19 protein-coding genes and 7 pseudogenes are annotated in these 25,207 nt (G+C 59.2%); 14 read left to right on the top strand and 12 right to left on the bottom strand.

Features of this window, described 5'->3' with window-relative positions; translation table 11 throughout:
* Nucleotides 1-26: 26 nt before the first annotated feature.
* From AB870_RS25125 to AB870_RS25100, 7 genes and pseudogenes are all read left to right on the top strand, one after another.
* Complete coding sequence (locus AB870_RS25125) at nucleotides 27-995, top strand: hypothetical protein (RefSeq protein ID WP_071386935.1); 969 nt, start codon at nucleotides 27-29, stop codon at nucleotides 993-995.
* 344 nt (nucleotides 996-1,339) lie between these two features.
* A pseudogene (locus AB870_RS25120) lies at nucleotides 1,340-2,075 on the top strand (IS6 family transposase).
* 55 nt (nucleotides 2,076-2,130) lie between these two features.
* Nucleotides 2,131-2,691 (top strand): annotated as a pseudogene (locus AB870_RS25115) (IS6 family transposase); the annotation flags it as partial.
* A 56-nt stretch (nucleotides 2,692-2,747) separates the two neighbouring features.
* A pseudogene (locus AB870_RS25110) lies at nucleotides 2,748-3,164 on the top strand (IS30 family transposase); the annotation flags it as partial.
* 147 nt (nucleotides 3,165-3,311) lie between these two features.
* Nucleotides 3,312-4,133 (top strand): IS21 family transposase, encoded by an 822-nt coding sequence (gene istA, locus AB870_RS27335; RefSeq protein WP_237170187.1) that lies wholly within the window; start codon nucleotides 3,312-3,314, stop codon nucleotides 4,131-4,133.
* Between the two features lie 129 nt (nucleotides 4,134-4,262).
* Complete coding sequence (locus tag AB870_RS27330; protein ID WP_237170186.1) at nucleotides 4,263-4,808, top strand: Mu transposase domain-containing protein; 546 nt, start codon at nucleotides 4,263-4,265, stop codon at nucleotides 4,806-4,808.
* Nucleotides 4,789-5,574 carry an ATP-binding protein gene (locus AB870_RS25100; protein ID WP_237170185.1) on the top strand — a complete coding sequence of 262 codons (786 nt, stop codon included), beginning with the start codon at nucleotides 4,789-4,791 and terminating at the stop codon, nucleotides 5,572-5,574. The genes AB870_RS27330 and AB870_RS25100 overlap by 20 nt, the downstream gene beginning before the upstream one ends.
* Before the next feature lie 635 nt (nucleotides 5,575-6,209).
* Here AB870_RS25100 and AB870_RS25095 read toward each other — a convergent pair.
* From AB870_RS25095 to AB870_RS25075, 4 genes are all read right to left on the bottom strand, one after another.
* Nucleotides 6,210-6,479 carry a hypothetical protein gene (locus AB870_RS25095; RefSeq protein WP_047909502.1) on the bottom strand — a complete coding sequence of 90 codons (270 nt, stop codon included), beginning with the start codon at nucleotides 6,477-6,479 and terminating at the stop codon, nucleotides 6,210-6,212.
* Nucleotides 6,480-6,509: 30 nt separating this feature from the next.
* Nucleotides 6,510-7,308, bottom strand: a protein-coding gene (locus AB870_RS26150; RefSeq protein WP_418304029.1) for an IS5 family transposase whose coding sequence is annotated in 2 segments (ribosomal slippage) — nucleotides 6,510-7,038 and nucleotides 7,037-7,308 — 801 coding nt in all. Because the reading frame shifts where the segments join, the coding sequence is not laid out codon by codon here.
* Between the two features lie 161 nt (nucleotides 7,309-7,469).
* Nucleotides 7,470-7,754: a type II toxin-antitoxin system RelE/ParE family toxin gene (locus AB870_RS25080; protein WP_047909500.1), complete on the bottom strand. Its 285-nt coding sequence runs from the start codon at nucleotides 7,752-7,754 to the stop codon at nucleotides 7,470-7,472.
* Nucleotides 7,751-8,041 (bottom strand): hypothetical protein, encoded by a 291-nt coding sequence (locus AB870_RS25075; protein ID WP_047909499.1) that lies wholly within the window; start codon nucleotides 8,039-8,041, stop codon nucleotides 7,751-7,753. Before AB870_RS25075 ends, AB870_RS25080 begins: the two co-directional genes overlap by 4 nt.
* A 271-nt stretch (nucleotides 8,042-8,312) precedes the next feature.
* Here AB870_RS25075 and AB870_RS25070 point away from each other — a divergent pair, with 271 nt between their 5' ends.
* Nucleotides 8,313-9,050, top strand: coding sequence for an IS6 family transposase (locus AB870_RS25070; protein ID WP_047909496.1), 738 nt, complete (start codon nucleotides 8,313-8,315; stop codon nucleotides 9,048-9,050).
* Nucleotides 9,051-9,134: 84 nt separating this feature from the next.
* Here AB870_RS25070 and AB870_RS25065 read toward each other — a convergent pair whose 3' ends face one another.
* Together AB870_RS25065 and AB870_RS25060 are read right to left on the bottom strand one after the other, a co-directional pair.
* On the bottom strand, nucleotides 9,135-10,082 hold the full coding sequence (locus AB870_RS25065) for an ATPase, T2SS/T4P/T4SS family (protein ID WP_084664393.1): 948 nt from the start codon (nucleotides 10,080-10,082) through the stop codon (nucleotides 9,135-9,137).
* Nucleotides 9,980-11,083, bottom strand: a pseudogene (locus AB870_RS25060) (Tn3 family transposase). Before AB870_RS25060 ends, AB870_RS25065 begins: the two are co-directional and overlap by 103 nt.
* Nucleotides 11,084-11,348: 265 nt before the next feature.
* Between AB870_RS25060 and AB870_RS25050 the strand changes: the two are divergent.
* Nucleotides 11,349-12,524: a soluble NSF attachment family protein gene (locus tag AB870_RS25050; protein WP_157112546.1), complete on the top strand. Its 1,176-nt coding sequence runs from the start codon at nucleotides 11,349-11,351 to the stop codon at nucleotides 12,522-12,524.
* A 929-nt stretch (nucleotides 12,525-13,453) separates the two neighbouring features.
* Here AB870_RS25050 and AB870_RS25045 read toward each other — a convergent pair.
* The 4 genes and pseudogenes from AB870_RS25045 to AB870_RS25030 all read right to left on the bottom strand — a co-directional run bounded on the left by AB870_RS25045 (nucleotide 13,454) and on the right by AB870_RS25030 (nucleotide 17,961).
* Complete coding sequence (locus AB870_RS25045; protein ID WP_047909497.1) at nucleotides 13,454-15,706, bottom strand: hypothetical protein; 2,253 nt, start codon at nucleotides 15,704-15,706, stop codon at nucleotides 13,454-13,456.
* A gap of 827 nt (nucleotides 15,707-16,533) precedes the next feature.
* Nucleotides 16,534-16,671, bottom strand: a pseudogene (locus tag AB870_RS26145) (IS3 family transposase); the annotation flags it as partial.
* A 55-nt stretch (nucleotides 16,672-16,726) separates the two neighbouring features.
* Nucleotides 16,727-17,167: pseudogene (locus AB870_RS25035) on the bottom strand (integrase core domain-containing protein); the annotation flags it as partial.
* A 56-nt stretch (nucleotides 17,168-17,223) separates the two neighbouring features.
* Nucleotides 17,224-17,961 (bottom strand): IS6 family transposase, encoded by a 738-nt coding sequence (locus tag AB870_RS25030; RefSeq protein WP_047909496.1) that lies wholly within the window; start codon nucleotides 17,959-17,961, stop codon nucleotides 17,224-17,226.
* 81 nt (nucleotides 17,962-18,042) lie between these two features.
* On the opposite strand from AB870_RS25030, the gene AB870_RS25025 reads away from it, so the two are divergent.
* Nucleotides 18,043-18,486 (top strand): hypothetical protein, encoded by a 444-nt coding sequence (locus AB870_RS25025; RefSeq protein WP_047909495.1) that lies wholly within the window; start codon nucleotides 18,043-18,045, stop codon nucleotides 18,484-18,486.
* Nucleotides 18,487-18,494: 8 nt separating this feature from the next.
* On the opposite strand, the gene AB870_RS26140 is transcribed toward AB870_RS25025, so the two are convergent.
* Nucleotides 18,495-19,293 (bottom strand): IS5 family transposase gene (locus AB870_RS26140; protein ID WP_418303967.1). Its coding sequence is split into 2 segments (ribosomal slippage): nucleotides 18,495-19,023 and nucleotides 19,022-19,293, totalling 801 coding nucleotides; the frame shifts between segments, so codons are not numbered across the junction.
* 59 nt (nucleotides 19,294-19,352) lie between these two features.
* Between AB870_RS26140 and AB870_RS25010 the strand changes: the two genes are divergently transcribed.
* The 4 genes and pseudogenes from AB870_RS25010 to AB870_RS26130 all read left to right on the top strand — a co-directional run bounded on the left by AB870_RS25010 (nucleotide 19,353) and on the right by AB870_RS26130 (nucleotide 23,976).
* Entirely contained in the window at nucleotides 19,353-19,616 is a 264-nt protein-coding gene (locus tag AB870_RS25010; RefSeq protein WP_047909494.1) for a DUF2274 domain-containing protein, read from the top strand.
* A 355-nt stretch (nucleotides 19,617-19,971) separates the two neighbouring features.
* On the top strand, nucleotides 19,972-21,939 hold the full coding sequence (locus tag AB870_RS25005; RefSeq protein WP_047909493.1) for a hypothetical protein: 1,968 nt from the start codon (nucleotides 19,972-19,974) through the stop codon (nucleotides 21,937-21,939).
* 132 nt (nucleotides 21,940-22,071) lie between these two features.
* Nucleotides 22,072-22,916: pseudogene (locus tag AB870_RS26135) on the top strand (IS3 family transposase); the annotation flags it as partial.
* A 261-nt stretch (nucleotides 22,917-23,177) separates the two neighbouring features.
* A protein-coding gene (locus tag AB870_RS26130) for an IS5 family transposase (RefSeq protein WP_418303967.1) occupies nucleotides 23,178-23,976 on the top strand; the annotation gives its coding sequence in 2 pieces (ribosomal slippage) (nucleotides 23,178-23,449 and nucleotides 23,448-23,976; 801 coding nt in all).
* A 303-nt stretch (nucleotides 23,977-24,279) separates the two neighbouring features.
* On the opposite strand, the gene AB870_RS26875 is transcribed toward AB870_RS26130, so the two are convergent.
* Complete coding sequence (locus tag AB870_RS26875; protein ID WP_167362763.1) at nucleotides 24,280-24,576, bottom strand: hypothetical protein; 297 nt, start codon at nucleotides 24,574-24,576, stop codon at nucleotides 24,280-24,282.
* Nucleotides 24,577-25,207: the final 631 nt, after the last annotated feature.

Genomic DNA, 25,207 nt, shown 5'->3' with positions numbered 1-25,207 from the left:
TATTTGATGCTTTTGGAGAAAATATCATGTCATCGGTAGTATTTGGTGGGGCGGCTTATAAAACGCATCTTACCGTCAAGCGGGAGGATGACAAAGAGAGCGCGGAATCGTCCGACAAAAATAAAGGTGCGACTGATAATCAAAATACTGATATAAAGCAGGCAAAAATTAATCGAGAACACTGGAAAACGGCTTCGTCAGTCGGCATGAGATTTGTTGAGGTGAATAAAGGCCATGAAGTTAATATGCCAGGCCCGCCATTGAAAGAGGTCCTTAATCTTCACAAGTTGAACGTGAGTCTGTTGGAAACAACGGTGATGGTAAAGCTAGACGAAGGGGTGTCTTTAAAAAAGCAACTTTTCCATGGCTGTGCACTGGGAGGGGTGCGCCAACTATATTTGGGTTTGAAAGAAGTGATATGGAAAAGTGATGATTACAAGCAGCTTGGTAACATATTGGGTCATGATTTACATCTATTGGAAACGCTAGTCATCGATATGGATTTGTTCCACCATGCTCGTGAGCTGCCCTCTAATCCAGATTCCAGTGTGAAAGCGGTGTTTCGTGGAATTGGTAATTTAAAAAAATTGGAAAATTTAAATATCAGTTTCAATTATTCAAAAGAGATTGAAGATTACGACAATGTTTTTGGGGATTTCGGCAGTCAACTGGGGAAGTTGGGGCAGTATAATAAAATATATACATTGAAAATATCGATGCAACAGAATAAGATTGACAATGCAGAAATGTTAAGGTTGTTTAGGGGCATCTCCGAGATGAAAAGTTTGAAGAGTTTGACGATTGATCTGAGGGGTAGTCATGAGTTCGATCAAACCGGATTCGATCCTTTGGTTGGGCCCTTGAAAAAGCTAAATAATCTTTCTTCGTTAACCATGAACCTCGATTCGGACATCGATGCGACGGTGCTTCATGCCGCCCTGTCGGCGAAGGGCTCTGAAAAACCTGTGAAGGTCGACATCACCTCGGGTTGGTGACCTGGGTTGCGCCGGCCGTATTGACCCAGCCAATATTGCACGGGTTAAGCGGCTAACGTGAATGCCTCCGCCGGTGTCTGACGTCAATTAGTCGGTCCTGAAAAATTGGCGGAGCCTTATGTTGTGGTGCTGAGGTAAACAATAAGAGAGGTGGCGTCGCTTCTTCGGACAGTTTTCCGAGATTTTTAAGTGGAACGTCCGGGGCGATCATGCTGCCGATTTGATCGCTGGCAGCGTCGCGAAGTATGCCTCATCGGGCGTCTGATCCGCTAGGCTCGAATGAGGACGTTTGCGGGGTATTGTCAGGTTGTTCGGATGGGGGAGGCGGAAGGATAGATTGCGACATGAAAAAATTTTCAGTCAGCCCCCAGCGCTCGAGCGACGCGGCGATCTCGTTCAAAGGCTACCGATTTCCGCCTGACATTATCCGCTATGCGGTGTGGCTGTATTACCGGTTTCCGCTGAGTCTGCGCATGGTCGAGGAAATGTTGGGCGTGCGGGGGATTGATGACCCGCGAGACGGTACGGTGCTGGGCGACGAAGTTCGGTCTGGCCATCGCCAGGCGTATTCGATCGACGTCCCCGAGGCGCGGCGAAAAATGGCATCTTGACGAGGTGGTCGTGACAATCCACGGCAAAAAGCACTGGCTATGGCGGGCGGTGGACGAACACGGCGCGCTGCTTGAGGTGCTGGTGCAAAGCCGTCGCGACACGGCCGCCGCCAAACGGCTCGTGCGCCGCCTGCTCAAGCGCCATGGCGGCGCACGCGTGATCGTCACGGATAAATTGCGCAGCTATGCAGCGGCCCACCGCGAGCTCGGGCTAAGCGTTGAGCACCGCCAGCATAAAGGTTTGAACAACCGGGCGGAGAATTCGCATCAGCCCACGCGGGTGCGGGAGAAGGTGATGCGCCGCTTTAAGTCGGCACGCCAATTGCAGCGCTTCGCCTCAATCCACGGTCAGGTTTCGAACCTGTTCATGGCGTGCCGCTATCACCGCAATGCCGAGCAAAAACGTGCGGCGCGCACCCAGGCCTTCGCCGCCTGGGAATGGGCTTGCTCCACCCACATGGCGGCGTAAGGGCGTCGTTTTCTGCCATGGTACCTTGGCTCGGTTTCAACTAAACAACCTGACAATACCGGTGGACTACTCGACGATCCATCGCTGGGTGATCAAGTGGCTGCCGGTTTTCGAGAAAGCGATACGTCGCCGCCTGCGCCCAGTGGGTGAGAGCTGGCGCATGGACGAGACCTATATTCGGGTCAGAGGCCAGTGGAAATACCTCTACCGGGCGGTGGACAAGGCGGGCCACACCATCGACTTTCTGCTATGCGCACGCCGCGATACCGCCGCCGCGCGCCGGTTCTTCGAAAAAGCCACCGCCGGGCGGGGCACGCCGAAGACCGTCACCATTGACAAAAGCGGGGCGAACCGCGCCGCGCTGCAGGCGCTGGGCGCCCAGCGCGAGACACCCATCGAAATCCGCCAGAACAAGTACCTGAACAACCTTGTCGAGCAGGACCACCGCGCGATCAAACGGCGCGTCAGACCGATGCTGGGTTTCCAGAATTTCCGTTGTGCCCGCAATGTCCTGGGCGGCATCGAGACCATGCACATGATTCGCAAGGGGCAAATGCTTGCCCCCAAGGGACGCCGTGCGTCCCCTGCTGAGCAATTCTATGCACTGGCCGCGTAAAAACCAACGCGCCCCTGGCTTCGCTTCCGCGCAACTTCGATATCGCGACAGAACCACTTATTCCACGCACCAAAAACGGACCCGCGCTGGCCGGCTACGGAGCTGTCACGATGGCCAACGCACTCAAGAAGACCGTGGTGGACCTGCCTGCCCACTTGTGGCGATTGTTGACTTGGGATCGTGGCAAGGAGCTGTCCGATCACGCACGTTTCACCGTCGAATCCGGCGTGAAGGTGTTCTTCGCTGACCCGCACAGCCCATGGCAGCGTGGTACGAACGAAAACACTAACGGCCTACGACAACACTTTCCAAAGGGCACGGATCTGTCTCGCTGGAGTGCTCGAGAGATCCAGGCTGTTGCGAACACGTTGAACTCCAGGCCCCGCAAAACGCTTGGCTGGAAGACGCCTGCGGAAGCCTTGGACGAGTACCTAAAATCTGTTCAACAATCCGATGTTGCGACGACCGGTTGAATCCGCCCTATTATCGGCAACTTGAAACAGCTGTGTCCAGCGACAATTAGAAATTCCGGTGGCGACAATTAGATTTGCCGGTTGAAGAGAGCTGGGCCGATTCCGGTCTGGCTCTTGTTTATCGTGCAGCCTCCGCAAGGAGGCCGCATGAAGCAAGACGGAGAAATCAGATTGTTGCTGGAAGAACGACGCAAAGGAACGAGCCAGAAGTTAGCGGCAGCCAGGACCGGCATGAGCGAGCGGACGGGACGCAAATACGAACGCGCCGGCAAGCTGCCGAGCCAGATGAAGACGCCGAGAACGCACCGTACCCGAACCAACCCTTTCCTGACGGATTGGCCGGGGGTCCAGGCGCAACTACAGCGGGATCCGGCTTTGCAGGCCAAGACGCTGTTTGTTCTGCTCTGCGAGGCGTATCCGGGGCGGTATCAGGAAAACCAGTTACGCACCCTGCAGCGCCATGTGCAGGCGTGGCGTGCGCAAAGCGGTCCGGAGCGGGAGATTATGTTCCCGCAGGAGCATGTTCCGGGGCGGATGGCGCAGTCCGACTTTACTGAGATGAATTCACTCGGAGTGACGATAGCCGGCGCTCCGTTTGAGCATCTTGTGTATCACCTTGTCCTGACGTACTCGAATGTCGAAGCGATCCGCATTGGCTTCTCGGAGAGCTTTGAATCTTTAGCCGAAGGGTTGGAAGCTTGCCTGTGGCAAATCGGAGGTGTTCCGCAATGGCACCGGACCGACAACCTCACGGCTGCGGTGCGAGATCTGGATCGTGACGGCCGGCACGAGTTCACCGCCAATTACCGAGGCTTGCTGAATCACTACGGCATGCAGCCGTCAGCCAATACCGCAGGTTGCGCCAATCAGAACGGCGATGTCGAGCAGTCGCATTTCCGCTTCAAGACTGCGGTAGACCAGGCGCTGCGTGTGCGTGGCAGCCGAGAGTTCGACGATCGTACCGCGTAGGAACGGTTTCTGAGCGATTTGGTACGAAGCCGCAACCTGACACGCACACTTCGCTTTGAAGCCGACCGTGCTGCCCTGCGGCCGTTGCCGGCGGCACCGTTGGACTTCACGCGCGAGCTGACAGTCAGGGTGTCGCGTTTTAGCCTGATCCGGGTGCTCAACAACCATTACTCCGTGCCGTCGCGCCTGATCGGTGCGAGTCTGAAAGTGCGGGTTCGCTCGGAAACACTGGAGCTGCATCATGGTACTGCGCATGTGCTGACGCTGCCCAGGTTGATTGGCCGCAATCAGCGCCGTATCGACTACCGTCACCTGATCTGGTCTCTGGTACGCAAGCCTGGCGCTTTCGTCAATTATTGCTATCGGGAAGAGTTGTTCCCGACAACCGTCTTCCGGCGCGCTTATGACGCGCTGCTCGAAGGCAAACCTGCCGGGGCCGACAAGGAGTATCTGCGCCTGCTACATCTGGCAGCGAGCACGAGCGAAGCCGAAGTTGAGTGCGCGATCGGGCTGCTTGTGGACCAGCAGCAATTGCCGACGTTCGATGCGGTGCGCGAACTCATTGTAAAAACGACTCCGACCCAGGCACCGGCCATCGATAAGGGCGTCATCGATTCGTCGGGGTACGACCGTCTGATTCCGTCGAGGAGCCAACATGGCCAGTGCGCGCGATGAATTGTTGGCGCTGCTGCGCACCTTGAATCTCTCGGCCATGGGCGAGGCCGTCGAGGCGACGGCGTTGCGCGCGGCCAAGGAAGGATTGACGCATGAGGCGTTCCTGTTGGAGCTCGTGCGCATTGAGCAGGCGGCCAAGGTCGGGCGACGCATCGAACGTTTGCGAAAGCAGGCGGAACTTGCACCAGGCAAGACCTTCCGGGCACTCGACCTGAATTGCTTCGACCCTGCCACCAGGATGCAGATGGAGCGGCTGCAAGCGGCGCATTCCTCAAAGACGCAATCAATGTCGTGGCCGTCGGCCGCCCGGGCTCTGGCAAGAGCCATTTCGCCAGCGCCTTGGGACACACCCTGGTCGAACTTGGTTGCCCGCTACTGTTCTCTCCGACCGCAGACCGCAGCCCTCGTGCAGCGTCTGTTGGCCGCCAAACGCGATCTGCGCCTGCCGCAGGAACTGGCCAAACTCGATCGCTGCGAGTGTCTCATTCTCGATGACATCGCTTACGTCCAGCACGACCGCGATGAAATGGAAGTGCTGTTCACGCTACTGGCCGAGCGTTACGAGCGCCGCAGCGTGGTGATCACCACCAACCTGGTGTTCTCGGAGTGGGAGCGCATTTTTAAGGATCCGATGACGACCATGGCGGCAATTGATCGTGTCGTGCACCACCGCGTCGTGCTCGACCTCATGGACGTGGAGAGCTACCGGGCCAACGTCGCTGCCACAAAGCAAGCGGGCTCCGACAAGACTGCGGAGCCGGCATAGGGCGGCAATTCTAGTTGTCGTTACCGGCAAATCTAATTGACGCCAGACAGGGTGCCGCTATCACCGCAATGCCGAGCATAAACGCGCGGTACGCACCCAAGCCTTCGCCGCCTGGCAATCGGCTTGCTCCGCCCGTATGGCGGCATAACGAGCATCGTTTTCTGCAACTCCCTATTGGCGCATCGTCAACCAAACAACCTGACAATACCAGACGGACTGCTGCCCTCGGCGAGACTTACCCGTGCGATTTCTCGCATGCGAGAAGGGCGCCCCCAGCGGGGCGGGCACCCTGCGGTTTTGCCCCTCACCTGTTTTGCAAGTGACGTGCAAAAAAAATCCCAACCGAAGCCGGGCAAGTCCCATTTGCGACGATAAGCGTCGCGCGATTCGAATTCTCATATCGCGAGGCGCTCGGACGACATTACCCGGCAATTTTGGCGGTGTCCACCTCCGTGACAGCGATGCGGGGCGTGTCAGCCTCGGTGTGCGAATCTGCTACCCCCATTGCAAAACAATCGCGTACCAATTGCCAAGCTTTGACATTGCAGGTCAGCCGGATAAATCCGGGTTTCCGGCGTGGCGCCTCAAACTATCGCGTCGTTTGTTTTGAGCATGCTCCGGCATCTTATCGCCGATCAGTTGTCTGACTCCTCCAGCTCGAACAGGGCTCGGTCAGCCGGGCGGGCGAGTGCCGCGTCCATCATCGTCCGGAAATCGTCCTCGTCCCACTCGCCACTGGCAACGCGTTGTAGGACGGCTTCGCCGATCAATCTGAGCTTGCGTTCGCGATCGGCACGGCTTTCCTTCATGGTTTTTCGGCGTGCCTTGTCAGCCGTCTTGCGCGCCTCTTTCAATGCGGCCAGCTTCTCATCCGTCGCGGCGAGACGATTTTTCAATAGCGACATCTTTCGTGATCCTCCTGCCTTAGAGCCGGTTTACGATCTCCTGAGCAGCAGTGCCAAAAAGGCGAGATGGACAAACTGCAAGCTGGTGTTGAGCAAACGCTCACAGTTCTTCCATAAGCGCCGGTTCTTCTCCAGCCAGGCGAAACTGCGCTCGACGACCCAACGCTGCGGCAGGACCTTGAAAGTATGCAGTTCGCTGCGTTTGGCGATCTGCACCGTGACCCGCTCGCCCAAGATCTCGCGCACGCCCTGCGCGAAGGGTTCGCCCACGTAACCGCCATCGACCAGCACACTTTGCACCTGTCCCAAGCGAGGCTTGCCGTGCTCGAACGCCAGCAACGCTCCTTTGCGATCGGTCACCTCGGCAGTGGTTACCGCCACGGCGTGCGGCAAGCCCTGCGTGTCTACGGCAATATGACGCTTGATGCCCGACACCTTCTTGCCCGCGTCATAACCCTTATGCGCTGCCGTGTCAGTGTTCTTCACGCTCTGCGCGTCCATGATCAAGAACGTCGTGCTGGCGCTGCGTCCCTGTCTTGTGCGCGCCGCGCCAATCTGATTTTTTGAGTGCCTGCTCCAGCACGCTCACGCCGTGCTGGTCAGGCTGACTCCATTTGCTGAAATACGCGTAGACGGTTTGCCACTTGGGAAACTCGCTGGGCAAGAAGCGCCATTGGCAACCTGTACGCAACAGATACAGCACCGCGCAAAACACCTCGTACAAGTCCACCGTCGTGGGCTTCGTGCGCCGGCGCACGCTGCGCAACAGCGGCTCGATCTCCGAGAACTTCTCTCGGCTTATGTCACTCGCGTATTTCTTTCTCGTCATCCTCGAATTATCAGGGATGACCAGAAGATCGCAAACACGTTCTTAGAAGCTTTTGCGAAATCAACCGGATGCTGCCTTGGTTGGCTCCAGCAAATCAAGCGGCACGCGAGCAACATTTCGGTTCGCTTGGAAGGGGGGTGCTGTACTGAATCATGCCGGCATCACTCCCGAGGCGGCGGCCACTGGCGGGCTGTATGCACCAAGGCCAGTAGCCATACCGTTTCCCCGTCAATTTCGTACACTAGACGATAGTTTTCGTGAGGAAACAGTTCGCGCGTGCCCGCAATCTTCCCTGCTCTGCCAAGCTTCGGATGATCGGCCAGCCTGGCGGCTGCATCGCTGAACAGCTGATCCATGTGTGCCGCTGCCCGCGGATTGTCGGGCGCGATGTACTCGCACACGTCGTCTCGGTCTTGTTCTGCTTCGGGCGTCCAAATAATCCTCACAAGCCGGCCTTATTGGCCTTGTGCAACAAGGCCACTCGCCGCGCGGTAGCCTCGGCCTCGACTTCCTCATTGGAGCGGCCACGGCCAGTTCTCATCGAAATGCGCGCGGCTTCGACCTTGCGGCGCAGGAATTCATCGTATTCCCGCGTTTCGCGTTGGCGCTGGACGAAATCGCGCATCAGCTCACGCACCACTTGGGACGCTGGCCGGTGCGTTGCTTCGGCTTCGGCCATGAAGGCGTCGCGCAGCTCGGGTTCGAGCTTCATTGTGAAAACAGCTTTGGACATCGCCCCCTCCTTCACGCAATAGATACTAACGTAGTATATACAAAGTAATTATCTTACGCGTGACCATCAAACGCTCGTTAGACGGCCAAACCGAGCAATGCCTGGCAAATGCTTGCACGATGGGCTTTCGGACTATTCCCTCCGCCGCTGAAAATTTCGTCGAAGGCGACATTGCATCAGGTGATCCGGAAAACCAGGGCTTCCGGCGTGGTACCCAAAAACGGTATTGTCAGGTTGTTCGGATGGGGGAGGCGGAAGGATAGAATGCGACATGAAAAAATTTTCAGTCAGCCCCCAGCGCTCGAGCGACGCGGCGATCTCGTTCAAAGGCTACCGATTTCCGCCTGACATTATCCGCTATGCGGTGTGGCTGTATTACCGGTTTCCGCTGAGTCTGCGCATGGTCGAGGAAATGTTGGCCGCGCGGGGGATTGAGCTGACCTACGAGACGGTACGGTGCTGGGCGACGAAGTTCGGTTTGGCCATCGCCGGGCGTATTCGATCGACGTCCCCGAGGCGCGGCGACAAATGGCATCTTGACGAGGTGGTCGTGACAATCCACGGCAAAAAACATTGGCTGTGGCGGGCGGTGGACGAACACGGCGCGCTGCTTGAGGTGCTGGTGCAAAGCCGTCGCGACACGGCCGCCGCCAAACGGCTCATGCGCCGCCTGCTCAAGCGCCATGGCGGCGCACGCGTGATCGTCACGGATAAATTGCGCAGCTATGCAGCGGCCCACCGCGAGCTCCGGCTAAGCGTCGAACACCGCCAGCATAAAGGTTTGAACAACCGGGCGGAGAATTCGCATCAGCCTACGCGGGTGCGGGAGAAAGTGATGCGTCGCTTTAAGTCGGCACGCCAATTGCAGCGCTTCGCCTCAATCCACGGTCAGGTTTCGAACCTGTTCATGGCGTGCCGCTATCACCGCAATGCCGAGCAAAAACGTGCGGCGCGCACCCAGGCCTTCGCCGCCTGGGAATGGGCTTGCTCCACCCGCATGGCGGCGTAAGGGCGTCGTTTTCTGCCATGGTACCTTGGCTCGGTTTCAACTAAACAACCTGACAATACCGAGAAGGTCGTTCACGTTGCCTCCTTAGCGCTCGGCGATTTGCTTCTTGAACAGTGGGTCGTACAGCAGCTCTACGACGTTCCAGTCGTGCATGTAGATGACGACATCGACCGTCGCGTGAATCGTCCGCAGGATCATGTCGTAGTCGAGCATGCGGCCGACCTCGGACGATTTCACGAGGTCAGCGATACGCGCCGGGGTTTCGGCCGCGCTGTTGACGTGCGTCGAAAAGATACCGCCGGGATGGCCCGTGTTCGCACTCTTGATGTAGTCCCACGCCGCATCCTCGCGCAGCTCAGTCAGAAAGATACGATCGGGCGACAACCGCATGCAGGTTTTCAGACAGGCGCGAGCGGACAAGCGGCCCTCCTGTTCGCCGTATACCAGGTAGCCAACCTCGTCCAGCGCGTCGGAACCGACTTCGTGGGTATCTTCCAGAATCATCACGCGCTCGGTACGTGGCACGTATTTCAACAGCGAGCGCGTGAACGTCGATTTGCCGGAGCCGGTCGCGCCGGCGACGGCAATATTCAGCTTGCCGATGACCGCCTTTTTCAGAAATTCGACAGGATCGCCGGCCCGGGTTACCTCGTCGCGCAAGGCCATCATCTGTGCTTCGAACGGCGTCAGCCGACCGGAATCCGCGTGGGTCTTAATCTTCAGCTGCGCGAAGCGGCCTTCGCTTCGCAGTTCCTCGAGATCTTTGTCGACGGCCAGGTGCTTCCGTATGGCGACAAGCACTGTTCCTTCGAGCACGGCCGGCGGCCAACAAATAATGCCCCGAGAGCCGTCCGGCAGCAGCAAGTCGTTGACCGGCTGGCGAGGCAGGCTGTTCGCGTTGAGAAGCGTATTGGTGAGTCGGGGGGCCCTCAAGAAACGGATTTTTTCGTACGCCAAGATAGTGCCGGGCTCGATTTCGGCGCGCGCAGCGGCCGGAATCGACCCTTGGCAACGCGCTTGTTTGCGTGCCATACGTAGTCGCCGGTCAGGTTGATGTGGTTCCAGCCGAGCGGCGCGACGTGTGAGACCAGCCTGTCGTCGATCTCGCGGTGCTGCCGCAAGGCGGCGGTCGCCCGCTCCAGGTAGACGGTGTTCCACAGCGTGATCGCGGCCACCACCAGGTTCAGGCCGCTGGCCCGGCAGCGCCGGTTTTCATACGAACGGTCGCGTATCTCGCCCAGCCGATAGAACAACACCGCGCGCGCCAGTGAGTTACGGGCCTCGCCCTTGTTCAGTCCGGCGGACACGCGCCGGCGCAAAGCCGGGTCCCGTAGCCACTTGAGCGTGAACAACGTCCGCTCGATGCGGCCGAGCTCGCGCAGGCCAACCGCGAGACCGTTTTGCCGCGGATACGCGCTCAGCTTGCGCAGGATCAGTGAAGCGGTCACGGCGCCTTGCTGGATCGACGCCGCCAGGCGAACCACATCCTCGAATTCCCGTTCGATCAGTTTCCGGCTGATCGAGCCGCCAATCAGCGACGACAGCGCCGGCCAGTCACCCGGTTTGCCGGGTACGTACAAATTCTTGTCAGCGAGATCCGCAATGCGCGGCGCGAACTCAAAACCGAGGAAGTGGCACAGCGCGAATACATGGTAGGTGAAGCCCGCAGTGTCGGTATAGTGTTCTTCGATGCGCAACTCGGACTCGTGGTACGGCAAGCCATCAAGCACGTGCGTCGCATCCCGCACGGGCGAATTGATGACCTTGGTGTGGAACGGCGCATACTGATCGGCGATGTGCGTATAGACAGGACGCCGGGTTCATTGCCGTACTTCGCGTTGCGATAGCCGCCTGCCTGAGCGTGGCCCCCCGCGCGGAAGCGCTGGCCATCGGACGACGAGGTGGCCCCCCTCGCCCCGGTAGGCAGTAAAAGGCAGACCATGCTGATAGTTGCCCCGCTCAGCCAGTCCTTTCTGGTAGGTCTCGTCGCGGATATACCAGGCGACCAGCCACGACAGTTTTGCGGCGCTCATGCCCGCACAGGCATCGGCCGTTTTTTCGAGGCCAAGCTCGTCCTTCATTTCCCAATTCTGCATGGTTTGGCCGAAATACGAATGTGATGGGCCGCTGACGGTGGTATTCATTGGCATCCTCGATACGTGTCTGAAGCACTGCCTTATGGGGAACCACCCCTCTATTGAACGCCAGGCCCGCCCCGGCTATCCTCACCTGTCCCCAATACGTGAGGCCGCCCTCGTCCACACGAGAACGCTTGACGTCACTCGCGAGCAGGACGTCGTGGAAGCCTATGAGGCAATCATCCACATGGGAATGAGGGGCACCGTCAACGATTCGGTCTTTCATGGCGGTACGAAAGCCGAGCGCCTGCCCGCCATCGCCACCCTGGTCCTTTGCAAGCGCGCCGACGAACAGGGCGGCGCGAGCACTGAGCACATTCCAGGAAACCGGGACCGAGCCCTCACGACGCTGGCCGCCCATCTCTGGCCCACCGAGATGGCCCAGCTCGTGCAAAGTCTTGAACCAGGCGTAGAAGTGCAGGGGGTTTGCCAATACCTGGCGCAAGCCGACAGGCTTTGTCTGGCCGCTCACGTGTTGCGCGCACAAGATCACACCGACCACGACGACATCTCGGACGCCATCGCTCGCGCCGTAGCGGCCGGCAGCACGCGCGCAGAAGCCTTGGCGCGGGTCGAATCCAAACATCGCGAGCTCACAGACGTCCTCACGCGGGCCGCCGAAACCTACAAGAAGGCCACACAAGCCTACATGGCCGTGGGTCGGGCCGAGCAGGCCATAACCACCACCCGATCGGCCGGCGACACCCATGTGGTTCTCGCCAAAATCCTCAGGTCGATGGATCGGTATGAGCGGGCAGCGCGTGCCTTCGAGGCGGGCGCAGCGGCCTACACGGACGCGGGCCACAGCACGGAGGCCGCAGAAACCGACCGGGACGCCGCCAACGCTTACACGGCACTCGCAGAAGTCTACGAGCGGGGCGGCCTGCACAAGCGGGCCGCAGACGCCTACGAGCTGGCCGCAGACGCCTATTGGAGGGCCGCAAAATCCTACACACAAGCGCAACAGCCCGATCAGGCCCGAAAAGCCTACGAGATGGCCGCAGACGCCTATTGGAAGGCCGCAGAATCCTACACGCAAGCGCAACAGCCCGATCAGGCCCGAAAAGCCTACGAGCTGGCCGCAGACACCGAGATGCGAGCGGAGCGGTATGCGCTGGGCGCAAACGCCTACATGGCAGCGGGTTTGCCCTGGCAAGCCGGAGACGCCTACAAGCTGGCGGGTTTTCACGAGCAGGCCGTAGACGCCTACGAGCTGGCCGCAGACACCGACATGCAAGCGCATCGGTACGCGCGGGCCGGAGACTTCTACATGCTGGCGGGCCTGCGCGCGCAGGCTGTAGACGCCTACCAGAGGGCCGCAAAGGCCGACAGGTAAGCGGGTCGGTACACGCAGGCCGCAGACTTCTACCGGCTAGCGGATCTGCCTGAGCGGGCCGCAGAAGCCAACCGGCGAGCCGGCCGTCAATACCTGTTCCCCCACCTGCACGATGTACGCCCATGAGATCAAGAAAGGGAACCGCCGAGTCCCTTCCTCAGCGAGTGGCTCGGCTGTACAACGTTTTTCGGGGACGGCACACTGGTCAGTCGTCAGTCGCACTGCGCGCCGGCCAGCCGGTTGGCAGTCCTGTAAATGCGTGGCTGAGAACCATTCTGGGTGAATGTACGATGGCACGGCTGGTCGGCGCTCCAGCAAAGTCGGCAGCCCCGTCATGCACGTTGCCGGCGAGCCCTCCCCGCCCTCTCCCGTTTAGGCCTGCGCCTCTCCCCTTCTCCACGCCCTCGCGCCCCAGCAGGCTATCGCTGAGGGAGCAAGGGGTCTCACGCTCCCTTGCGGGCCGAGCCAATACTTGGCGCGACTGCCTGCCGATCTCCCCTACCCGCTCGACGACGCGGGCAAAAGCGGCTCGGGGGCGGGCCCGCGGCGGGCTTCACGCCCGGCGCGTCGCGCGAGCCGACCCGCAAAAGCGCGTGCTCAGCCCCAATAGATTGAATTCAGCTCTGTCTATAACTCGGGTTATGACATGGGCCACTTTTGCGGGCGAACTCGCGCCCCAAAAATCACCTGCCGCCCGCGTTTGCGCTCGTTTGCCCTGCGGCCGCCCTGGGGACGACGGCGGGGCGTGGGTTTGCGAGGGTCGGGGGCGACACGACGCACGGCGCGGGGGCGTCGCCAGGGCGTCTTGGGCGATCCCCCGGGGGGCGTTCGCCACCGGCAACCGGCCGCCGAAAGAGCGGAAAAACGCTCCCCGAGATTGGTGCGGTAGTGTGTTCTTCGAGATTAACGGTGGGCAAAGCTCAGAATATTTAATCGGGCAGATCCAAACCCGATTGGAATATGCCGCGCCCAGTGGGTCGATTCAGGGTCATCGTAAAAACGTCATCGATCACGAGCGAGACGATATCGCCATCGACCTCAGGGCGAATCGCCGTTTTGTGATGTCCCAACGCAAGATGTCGCAGGTTATCGAGGCAGGTCAGCCTGTCGTCAACGCTCGTTCCTTCCCTGAGGACGTAGCCAAGCAACTCCCGGGCAGCGCCCCCGTCGAGCAAGGTGAACCACTTGTCAATTTTTGGCCAGATCGATCCGAAGTAATCTTGAGGCTTCGCGTTTTCTCCTCGCCTCTTCACCGCCATCCCAGAAGAATCCTGAACCACGATGCTAGCGTTAGGGACGTTCGTGTCAGCCGTCATGAGGCTTGTCGGCACGAGGCCTGTTGCCGCCTCAGGGAAAGTCATGTGGGGTGGCTGGCCCGTCGCAGCGGTGAGGTCCCCGGCGTTTGGTGCGCTCACCCTGGCCGCCACGACGCGTGGCCGCTCGGCTATGTGCCCTTGCGTATCCTGCATCGTATCGACGGGGGAGACGTCGATCCCATTTTGCGGAACTTGTTCGCTTGGATGATCTTTTGCGGAGAGGCGCTTGTATTCAAGGTCGATTCCCTCATCCAATAGTTTAAGATCCAAGGAATAGAGCTTAGCTATTGTCTTTTCAGGCGTTTCGGGTATACCAAATATTCCATATCGATGAGTGCGCAGCAAGTTCCTGAGTTCGTTTTTTACTTCATCAGGAATATCGGGCTGCGGTTTAGGTAGCCCCTTGGGCAATACGGTGAGTTTGCCCATCAAATAATGGGCCACTCGCTCATTAAAGCGGGCGTTATCGCCTGACAAAAACGCCCTGGCCTCCTTCAAAAAGTTTCGTAGGCTCGTACACGACGCAAGCGAATGGCGGGCCTTGTCCCCCAAGGCATCGTACCGCCTCTTTAACGCCGCAGTGTGTGGGTCGTCCACGTCCGGCGCATGCACGGCAATGACATCGTCGTTGAGAGCATCCAATAAGCTTACCGATTTCGCCGCTGTGGCAAAGAGGCACCGCATCTGCCCGTCGGGGGTGATAACCCACTTCTGCCGGTACGTGACCTCCTGATGTACGAGTGGCGCGTCCGGCCCCGCCCCGGTGTCCATGTGTAGCTGCTCGTCGGACAGTTGGCTCTCACTAGTGATGGACATCACCATATGAGTTCCGTGGTGCGAAATGGAAAAGTTATTTTTGCACATCCAACCATTGGCGCTGCGATCGAAGCGTGGATCCCTTGCGGCGGCCTCATTCATCAGTTCTTGCACTGAATTGTCGGCCAGCATCAGAAAGGCCGTCGAGTTCACCTGAGCAGGCGTGAGCGTCTGGGCCCTGTGAAGACGATTTGCGAATTCAAGATTCGCTGCCACATCAGCACCCTCGGTCCAAACGTTCTTAGACGTGGCAGGGCCCAGGCCGTCGTTCAGCTCGAGTTCGTAGACGCATTGGCCGTGGACAGGAGGTTCGAAATTAGAGAGGTCTAACCAATACTGAAGTCGCGGCGCCGCTGCTCCCCTCTCACGCGCCGGGTCTTCCAGAATTTCCTTATCTGGTAACGTGCACACCCGGTTAGCCCAGTCCGTCAGGTAAGCTGTCCCGTCAAATTGGTGCGTCGTCGTGCAGACGGGAGCCACACCGCCCTCCACGGAGTTCGCTTGCACAGGCTGCCCACTATCCCTCTTCGCCTCCCTCTCCAGAGCCGCGGTCATGACGTCTTGCGGCAAGTCGAGGATCGCTATTGCTTCGGAAGGTAGGGCTGATGCTTCCACTGTCATCGCGACGCCCGGGCCCTTGCCAAGTCGAGCTTCAATGCCGAGGGTAACCAAGCCTGTAGTCGCGTTGTACACCTCGCTAAATCTTGTTCTTTGGGTTTCGAGGGTAGCCATCGCCTTCAACGCGAAGTAATTCTTCGCCTTGGTGACGTCGTCCTTCGCGCTCACCGCGGCGTGAAAAAACGTGTTGGCCTCGTTGATTTGCGCGCCGGCGACTCGAGGGCCGGAGAAATAGTCACAAATCGAGTTCCAGATTTTGTTGAACCAATGGTTCCAGGCCGCGGGATCGGCCTTTTGCATGTCTTCAACGGTAATAAAGAACTGTTTGTATGTGCCGTCGTTTTCGTAGAACTCGAATACTAACGGCTCGTCCGCTGCCGTGCCGGCGTAAACGCCTGCGGACTGGGCGCTGGTGGGTGGGTCGAGCGGCATGGTATGTGGGCCGGAAGATCTTGATGAAGGGGTGGGTTAATCACGAAGGCGGGGGCGTCGGCCGCGGTTTTCCCCCGCGATAGCAGTGCCGGCGTTCTCGCCGGCGGCCAGGCCCGTCGCGCAGTAGCAAACAGCGTTGCGCCACACGCGTGCCAGCGTGTCCGAAAGGCTTCGGTGCGAGCTCGAATCGGTGCTCCAGCGTGCCGACGAACGTCGCGCTCGGGTCGCAGAGCGCCTTGGTCACGGTCGTGCTGCACATCCTGACTCTCTCCTTGTGCAGTATCGCGGTGCCGCGCGCGTCATGCGGTCGTCCCCGCGAGAGGCAGCGCGCCAGGTGCAATTTTCGCCGGTGTCGTCGACGATAAAGGCGCATCGGGTTACGCGCCGTCGTCTCGATCGTGGCAGATATCTTGCTGTCATTCTCGGCGGCTCAGGCAAAGCCGCTATCGGGCAAACACCTGAGGTGTACGCCGGCGCCGACGGCCAGGGTTCGACCGACGCGGGGGGGTTACCCGGCGCGTTGCCAGCGAGTGTCTGGCGGTCCGGCCCGCCCCTTGCGCGTGTTTGTGACCGGCGGCACGCGTCGTGCCCGGCGAACCGCCCGGCCGCATGGACCGCCCCAGCCAGCGTCACCCTGTATCGCGCCGCCCCGCCCGCTGCCTCACGCCTGGCGCCACCCTCCCCGTCGGCCCTCCCCTTCTCCATGCGCCAAGGGCTAAGGACCAAACGCTGCCGGCACTCGAGCCCCGGCGACGGCAACCCTTCGCCCTGTCAGCAACGGGATGACAATGACCCACTAGGGGGTGCGGACGTTTTCTTGGACTGATTTATGCTGCCAATCCGAGATGACGTCGATACTCCATTGGGCTGAGAGCACCCAGTGACATCTTGATTCGATGCTCATTATACCAGCGGATGTAGGCGTCGACCTTCTGCATGAACTGAGTGATCGTTGTGTTGGACCACTCGTGGCAGTAATACATTGGACTCGCCCCTGCATGACCGGACACACGGTCACGCTTAGGTTAGTGAATTTGCTTGCTGTCGAAACTCGCGTGGCGAGCGGTATTTCAGTGCGCTGTGCGGATGCGATTCGTTGTAGTGGTTGAACGCGATGGCCAGGTTTTGCAGCGCTGTCCTGGCGTCAGGCTTGGGCATCCATGAAACGTAATCACGCTTCATCGTTTTGACAAAACTCTCGGCCATCCCGTTGCTCTGCGGACTTCTGACAGGCGTCGTGACCGGCTTCAGGCCGATTGCCCGCGAGAACGTCAGCGTCTCGTCGGCAATGCAGCAGGAACCGTTATCGCTGAGCCACTCGATTTCGCCGTCGGTTTTCAGCGCTCCCTGGAAGCGGCTCTCGACGGCCTGAAGCATCACGTCACGCACCATGTCGCCGGTGTAGCCGCCCGTGCTCGCGACCCAACTCATGGCCTCGCGGTCGCAGCAGTCTAATGGGTATTGTCAGGTTGTTTAGTTGAAACCGAGCCAAGGTACCATGGCAGAAAACGACGCCCTTACGCCGCCATGCGGGTGGAGCAAGCCCATTCCCAGGCGGCGAAGGCCTGGGTGCGCGCCGCACGTTTTTGCTCGGCATTGCGGTGATAGCGGCACGCCATGAACAGGTTCGAAACCTGACCGTGGATTGAGGCGAAGCGCTGCAATTGGCGTGCCGACTTAAAGCGACGCATCACTTTCTCCCGCACCCGCGTAGGCTGATGCGAATTCTCCGCCCGGTTGTTCAAACCTTTATGCTGGCGGTGTTCGACGCTTAGCCGGAGCTCGCGGTGGGCCGCTGCATAGCTGCGCAATTTATCCGTGACGATCACGCGTGCGCCGCCATGGCGCTTGAGCAGGCGGCGCATGAGCCGTTTGGCGGCGGCCGTGTCGCGACGGCTTTGCACCAGCACCTCAAGCAGCGCGCCGTGTTCGTCCACCGCCCGCCACAGCCAATGTTTTTTGCCGTGGATTGTCACGACCACCTCGTCAAGATGCCATTTGTCGCCGCGCCTCGGGGACGTCGATCGAATACGCCCGGCGATGGCCAAACCGAACTTCGTCGCCCAGCACCGTACCGTCTCGTAGGTCAGCTCAATCCCCCGCGCGGCCAACATTTCCTCGACCATGCGCAGACTCAGCGGAAACCGGTAATACAGCCACACCGCATAGCGGATAATGTCAGGCGGAAATCGGTAGCCTTTGAACGAGATCGCCGCGTCGCTCGAGCGCTGGGGGCTGACTGAAAATTTTTTCATGTCGCATTCTATCCTTCCGCCTCCCCCATCCGAACAACCTGACAATACCACCTTCTCCAATCCTTCACCCTAAATACGGTCTTGTTCGGTGTCGCGGCCGTGATTGCGACGAAAGCGTACAAATGGATCGCCCCGATCCTGTTGGGTAGGCGCAAAGGTGAGACGCTACCCGAGCGCGTAAAACGGGTCGCAGACGACCAAGAGCGGGACCGCATCAAACAGCGCGCCCTCAACATGGGCCGGGAGCGCGCGCTACACGTGCGCTCCATCAATGTGGGCGTCCTGTTTGCGTTCATGGTCCTCGTCGGCACCGTCTTGCCGCGTGTTGGTTTCCCGTGCAAGCAGGAGGTTGTCCTCGCATTCGGCGCCTACGTGATCGTCGGCTACCTCGCCGGTTTGCTCTTCAAGGTTGTGCCGGCCGAAGCGATGGCCGGTTTGAACTGGAATAGTAGACTCGACGTGCGCTTGTATTACGTGTGGCTCTGGCCGCTCAACGTCTACAAGCGAATCACCCGCAAACATTAAGAGCCGGTTTACGATCTCCTGAGCAGCAGTGCCAAAAAGGCGAGATGGACAAACTGCAAGCTGGTGTTGAGCAAACGCTCACAGTTCTTCCATAAGCGCCGGTTCTTCTCCAGCCAGGCGAAACTGCGCTCGACGACCCAACGCTGCGGCAGGACCTTGAAAGTATGCAGTTCGCTGCGTTTGGCGATCTGCACCGTGACCCGCTCGCCCAAGATCTCGCGCACGCCCTGCGCGAAGGGTTCGCCCACGTAACCGCCATCGACCAGCACACTTTGCACCTGTCCCAAGCGAGGCTTGCCGTGCTCGAACGCCAGCAACGCTCCTTTGCGATCGGTCACCTCGGCAGTGGTTACCGCCACGGCGTGCGGCAAGCCCTGCGTGTCTACGGCAATATGACGCTTGATGCCCGACACCTTCTTGCCCGCGTCATAACCCTTATGCGCTGCCGTGTCAGTGTTCTTCACGCTCTGCGCGTCCACGATCAAGAACGTCGTGCTGGCGCTGCGTCCCTGTCTTGTGCGCGCCGCGCCAACCTGATTTTTTGAGTGCCTGCTCCAGCACGCTCACGCCGTGCTGGTCAGGCTGACTCCATTTGCTGAAATACGCGTAGACGGTTTGCCACTTGGGAAACTCGCTGGGCAAGAAGCGCCATTGGCAACCTGTACGCAACAGATACAGCACCGCGCAAAACACCTCGTACAAGTCCACCGTCGTGGGCTTCGTGCGCCGGCGCACGCTGCGCAACAGCGGCTCGATCTCCGAGAACTTCTCTCGGCTTATGTCACTCGCGTATTTCTTTCTCGTCATCCTCGAATTATCAGGGATGACCAGAAGATCGCAAACACGTTCTAAGGATCAGAACCTCCATGAAGCAGAAACCACCGCGTAGCTCGTCGCCCCGCCTCATGCTCCCGATCGTCAAGCGCGAGCCGGAAAAGACCAAGCTCCAGATGAACCTATCGCAAGCGGTACACGACGAATTGCGGGCCTATCAACGTGCTTATCAGGAAATGAACGAGACGGAGATTTCACTCGATTTCATCATCGAGCACGTACTCGTCCAACACATGAAACGAGATAAAGCTTTCCAGACCTGGAAAGTAACCAACGCGGGTAAAGCGGGCGAGTGAACGGCTTCGCTCGTCCGTCGTCCGGCCGTGCCATCGTTCTTCTCGTGAGAATCGTTCTCAACCAACGTCTTCAGTGCCCGCATTCGCGCCCTGTCCCTTCGCGCGCGCGCCCTCACGCGCGCGCCAGGGAGCGGATTTAAGGTGTTCACCGGAGTCCAACCCGGCCGAGGACGCCGACAATGACAGCATAGCTGTCGTCGCAGTCTGACGTCGACACCCAAGATACGGCCCCTTTTCTCAGCGCCGCACGAAGTCCTGCGGTGGCGTGATTCCGATGGGCCAGCACCGCGTCCGGTAAGACAAAAAATTACTCTCGCGCGCAGCTTTTGAACCAAATGCTAAGGAAAAACACAGTATGGCAATAGAGTCAACCTCGCGCGCGTATAACACTACCGGCACGACGCCTATTGACCAGGTGCTCCTCGCTCGAATCGAACTTGAGGAACGGGCCGACGCCGAGGTGGGTAAGGAAATGGAGGCGCTATATTTCGCGCCGCCTGGTGATAACGCGCAGATCATTCTCACCGTGGGAAAGGATGAGTGTGCCGCGGTGGCCGACAAAGACCCGCATTTTCAAAGCGATCCGGGGGGCGCACTGCTGCGCCAGATGACCCGGAAAATCCAAAAAGCCTTGGAAGACAATGGTGAGCCTGCGGATATCGCATGCGTTAAGGCCCGCGATATCGCGCGCCATCTGGGCTGCAAGGCGTTTGTGAATGCGGACCACTTGCTGGCCTCCCAGGATGGCTCTCAAAAGATGCATCGGCAGGCCATCCACGTGAGCATCGACGACAACAAAGTCCACATCCACAAGACGACGACGTACACGACGATCAACCCCGCGCGCAGTGTATTTGGCCCCCAGTCCAATGAGCCGGTGACGCAGGTCGTGGACCTGGCGATGCAGTTCACCAGCACGGGTGACTGCGTCGAGGCAGAGGTTATCAAGGCTGCGGTGCGAGTGGCCGAATCGCCTGATCTGTCGGTTAAGTCGCTGGTCGAAGACACGAAGAAGCTATTCGGTGTGCCGGCCGCGTCCCCAGCGTCGAACGATTTCTTGGCGTGCCTAAAGGATTTGTACCACTTGCTGTCCGGCATATTCTTGGGCGCACGGCGCATTAAGTTCGTGGTGGGCGATGTGGAAGAAGTCGCGCGCGTGGACCCGGACGCCGCCGCACGTCCGGACGGGATCAGTCTCGATAGACTTGGTCTTGACGAGAACTTCGATAAAACAGCCTGGCTCGCGTCCGCGAGCAAAGCTTACGGGCGGTTTAAGCACGCGGTCACTTACCAATACGATAACGATAACGTTCACGTGACCCGCAACCGGGGTCCAGCGCTGGATGCCCAAACGCAACGTAAAGCCATTGACGAGTGGGCGCGCGCGACGCTCGAAAAGAAGGAGCGCACCTTGCGCACCGACCGCAATCTACATGTTGGGAATCCCTTGACTTTCTGGGGCGTGCCTTCGCTTCCCAAAGGCACCTATGCTTATGCCACCGCACACGTCGCGGAACTCGCGCAGGCCGCTGATCTCGGCTCCTCCGAAGGCGATGCCAAGCTGTTCGAAGAGGTATGCGCCGCGCTAGATGGCGCCCTGTTCCCCGCCCCTGGCACGGAGCGTGTTGTCATCAAGATCGACGGTAACGACATCATGGACGCTAGGATGCGCGGGGCCTGCCAGCGTTTAAGAGGCGTGGAGACTTTTGCGGCGGAGTCAGAGGTGCCCGACGACTTCCGCGAGACCCTCAGAGATGTGGTGAGAATTGGGGGCCTACCGAGCCACACGTCGGTCGAGCAGATCGCGACGGTGAAAACGGCCCTGTTCTCTGCGGTGATCGGGCGGATTAAGGAGGCGTGTCCTAACGAAGCCACACAACGCCAGATGTTCGCGACGATTGCCCGCGGGCCGGCCGCAATGCAAATCGTCAGAGACATCAATGGCGAGCCCACGGTTAAGGACAATCGTAATGAGAAGTACCGAGTCGCCATCTCCACCCGCAAAACTATGCCAGCTCTCCGTGACGATGCGGTTGGGATCTCATTTTATTCGGGCCACACGAGGCTCAGCGCAGAGGCCAAGGTCTATTTTTTTGGCGACAAGTTCTTCGAGTCGGATTCGCTGACGACTACCCGGGCGGTGACAACCGCGTTTTTCGAAGTCACGGACAAAAATACACGAATGACGGATGCAACGTACCAGGGGGACTTTGTGCTCAGGGATAAGAGTAAGGTGCCAGATCGTAAACTGAGAAAAGAATTTAGAGAAATGAGAGAAACCGTCAAGCTGGCGATGAAGAGAAACCGGCGTAAAAGTGTGTGACGAACTTCGGTGTGGATGCGTATTACTGATTCGTGCACTGGAGCGGCCCCATGAAACACCGGACACAACGACCCACTTACAATAACGGGTAGGCATAAGACTGTGTTTTTGACTAACACCAAGCAGGAAGTGATGGAAGTGTTGACGGGCCCAGAGCGCCGGCGTCGCTGGACGGCGGAGCAGAAACTGTCGATGGTTCGCGAGAGTTTCGAACCGGGAAAATCGGTTTCAATGGTCGCGCGCCATTACGGCGTGAACCCGAACCAGCTATTCCACTGGCGCAAGCTGTACCAGGACGGTAGCCTGTCAGCGGTCAAGGCTGGCGAAGAAGTGGTTCCGGCATCGGAGTTGGCTGATGCGCTCAGGCAGATTCGCGAGCTGCAACGGATGCTCGGCAAAAAAACAATGGAGAACGAGATTCTCCGGGAAGCAGTTGAATACAGCCGAGCAAAAAAATGGATAGCGCACTCGCCCTTGCTGCCGGAGGACGGCCAGTGAAACTGGTCTGTGAAGTTCTCGGCGTGTCGCGCTCGAACGTATCGGCACGACTGTCGCGTCCGGCGACGTGGCGCGATGGCCGGCAATCAAGGCCGACCGACAACGAAACTGTAGTCGAGGAAATCCGCCGTGTCGTCGGCAATTTGCCCAGCTATGGCTACCGGCGGGTTTGGGGCACGTTGCGCAACGAGCGCGTTGCAGTTGGACTGGCGCCGTTCAATGCCAAGCGCATTTATCGCATCATGCGAACGCATGGGCTGCTGACACAGCGCCGACCGATTGCGCCGCGAGCCCACCGTCGACATGATGGCAAAGTGGCCGTCGCGCGCAGCAATCAGCGATGGTGCTCGGACGGCTTCGAGTTCCGCTGCGACAACGGCGAGCCGCTGCGTGTGACGTTTGCGCTGGATTGCTGCGACCGAGAAGCGATGAGCTGTGCGGCGACGACAGCAGGCCACAGCGGCGACATTGTGCGCGATGGTGTGTCCGGTTTTACAGGGTCAACTCCATGCACCAAATAGAACGTAGGGTATTCGGATCGCGCCAGCTGTTCTCGCCGCGATCCGACGCGTCAGGTGGGGGCGGGAGGGTAGGAGAGGGACGTCAGCCGCGCTCATCGGGTCTCGGTTAGGTGGGGCTTTCACGAGCGCACTCACCAGCGTTTTTTGCGCGAGTGCAGCGTGTGGCAAAACTCCTAAGAACGTGTTTGCGATCTTCTGGTCATCCCTGATAATTCGAGGATGACGAGAAAGAAATACGCGAGTGACATAAGCCGAGAGAAGTTCTCGGAGATCGAGCCGCTGTTGCGCAGCGTGCGCCGGCGCACGAAGCCCACGACGGTGGACTTGTACGAGGTGTTTTGCGCGGTGCTGTATCTGTTGCGTACAGGTTGCCAATGGCGCTTCTTGCCCAGCGAGTTTCCCAAGTGGCAAACCGTCTACGCGTATTTCAGCAAATGGAGTCAGCCTGACCAGCACGGCGTGAGCGTGCTGGAGCAGGCACTCAAAAAATCAGGTTGGCGCGGCGCGCACAAGACAGGGACGCAGCGCCAGCACGACGTTCTTGATCGTGGACGCGCAGAGCGTGAAGAACACTGACACGGCAGCGCATAAGGGTTATGACGCGGGCAAGAAGGTGTCGGGCATCAAGCGTCATATTGCCGTAGACACGCAGGGCTTGCCGCACGCCGTGGCGGTAACCACTGCCGAGGTGACCGATCGCAAAGGAGCGTTGCTGGCGTTCGAGCACGGCAAGCCTCGCTTGGGACAGGTGCAAAGTGTGCTGGTCGATGGCGGTTACGTGGGCGAACCCTTCGCGCAGGGCGTGCGCGAGATCTTGGGCGAGCGGGTCACGGTGCAGATCGCCAAACGCAGCGAACTGCATACTTTCAAGGTCCTGCCGCAGCGTTGGGTCGTCGAGCGCAGTTTCGCCTGGCTGGAGAAGAACCGGCGCTTATGGAAGAACTGTGAGCGTTTGCTCAACACCAGCTTGCAGTTTGTCCATCTCGCCTTTTTGGCACTGCTGCTCAGGAGATCGTAAACCGGCTCTAAGCAGCCATAATAGAAGTTGTAGCCGTCGATGTAGACCCTCGTCCGCAAGCGACGCGCTCGCCCTTCCAGCTGCATGCCCCGTCTCCAGAAATGAAAAAACCGGCTTGCGCCGGCTTTTTCTCCCTCACATCAGATGGTCAAGCCACACGGACGGTTGAGGGTTAGTTGTTACGTGAAGTATACACGAATGTGAATGGAATGTCACGGCGCTAGTAAATAATGTCATACGCATAAATAGCAAAACACGTTGGGAAAACGTCACGGGCCGATATTCTTCGAAGTGCCCGGCCCATCAGCCCCGCGCTTGAATCACGCCATGCATGACGCCGAACTGGCCTTGCCAGAAGCCTTCAAGTTTATCTCGTCTCGCGTTGCAGTTTCCCGGGATGCGGGTGTCGTAGTTGGCAGGCTTGCCGGCCGATCGGCACTGGTAGCGCATGGACTTCACCAAGCGACGGCCGTGCTCTATCCCCATAACGGGCGCATAGCCACCGGGGAAGATGCGCAAATCGCGGACTTTGAGCGCTGTGGGGCGCAGATCGTCCAGGCAACGCAACGTCGACGTGATCTTCGCCGATGCAATGTGCACGCTGGCTCTCCAAGGCGGCCTTCGTGACTTTGCTGTGGAAGGTACGGCCTGCCTCGGCCAGGCGCGTGCGCTGCGTGAACAGTTCCTGCTCGAGCACCGCCCCCTGGGTAATCTCAAAGCTGCGAATCGACTCGCGGAGCTCGGCCAACGCGGGATCGGCCGCGCGCGTGAACGCCGCGTCAACAGCCTTGGGCAGCTTGATTTTTGCGCCGGCCGCACGGTGGGCGTACAGATCGAAAAACGCGGGCAGGTCGACTTGTGCCCCAAACGTGCGCTCATACTGGCGAAAACTGGCCTCAATCTGCGCCGAGTAACACATCGAAACCTCCTCATTAACCCCTCATGGCGCCCTCATGACCCCGCGCACCATCGCTGCCGGCCACGTCGGAGCACCGGTTGCGAGGCTCATCGTTGCTTGCCTATAATACTGTATATATAAACAGTGTTTTGCGCTAATGCTTGTCGACATCATCCGGCTTCGCCGCGCCGGCGAAAAGCTCTCCGAAGCGGACTTTCTTGTCAGCCCGCCGATGGGTGGGTACCTGTGCAGCTGGTCCTACGCCGGCGGCATATCGAAGTCTACCGCCAGGCGTGGTTTTGCAAACCAGTATTCGTGGATGCATTGCAATGA

Source organism: Pandoraea faecigallinarum, assembly GCF_001029105.3.
Classification (GTDB): domain Bacteria; phylum Pseudomonadota; class Gammaproteobacteria; order Burkholderiales; family Burkholderiaceae; genus Pandoraea; species Pandoraea faecigallinarum.
Note: the sequence above shows the minus strand (reverse complement) of the source record. Positions and strands in the feature narration are given on the sequence as shown.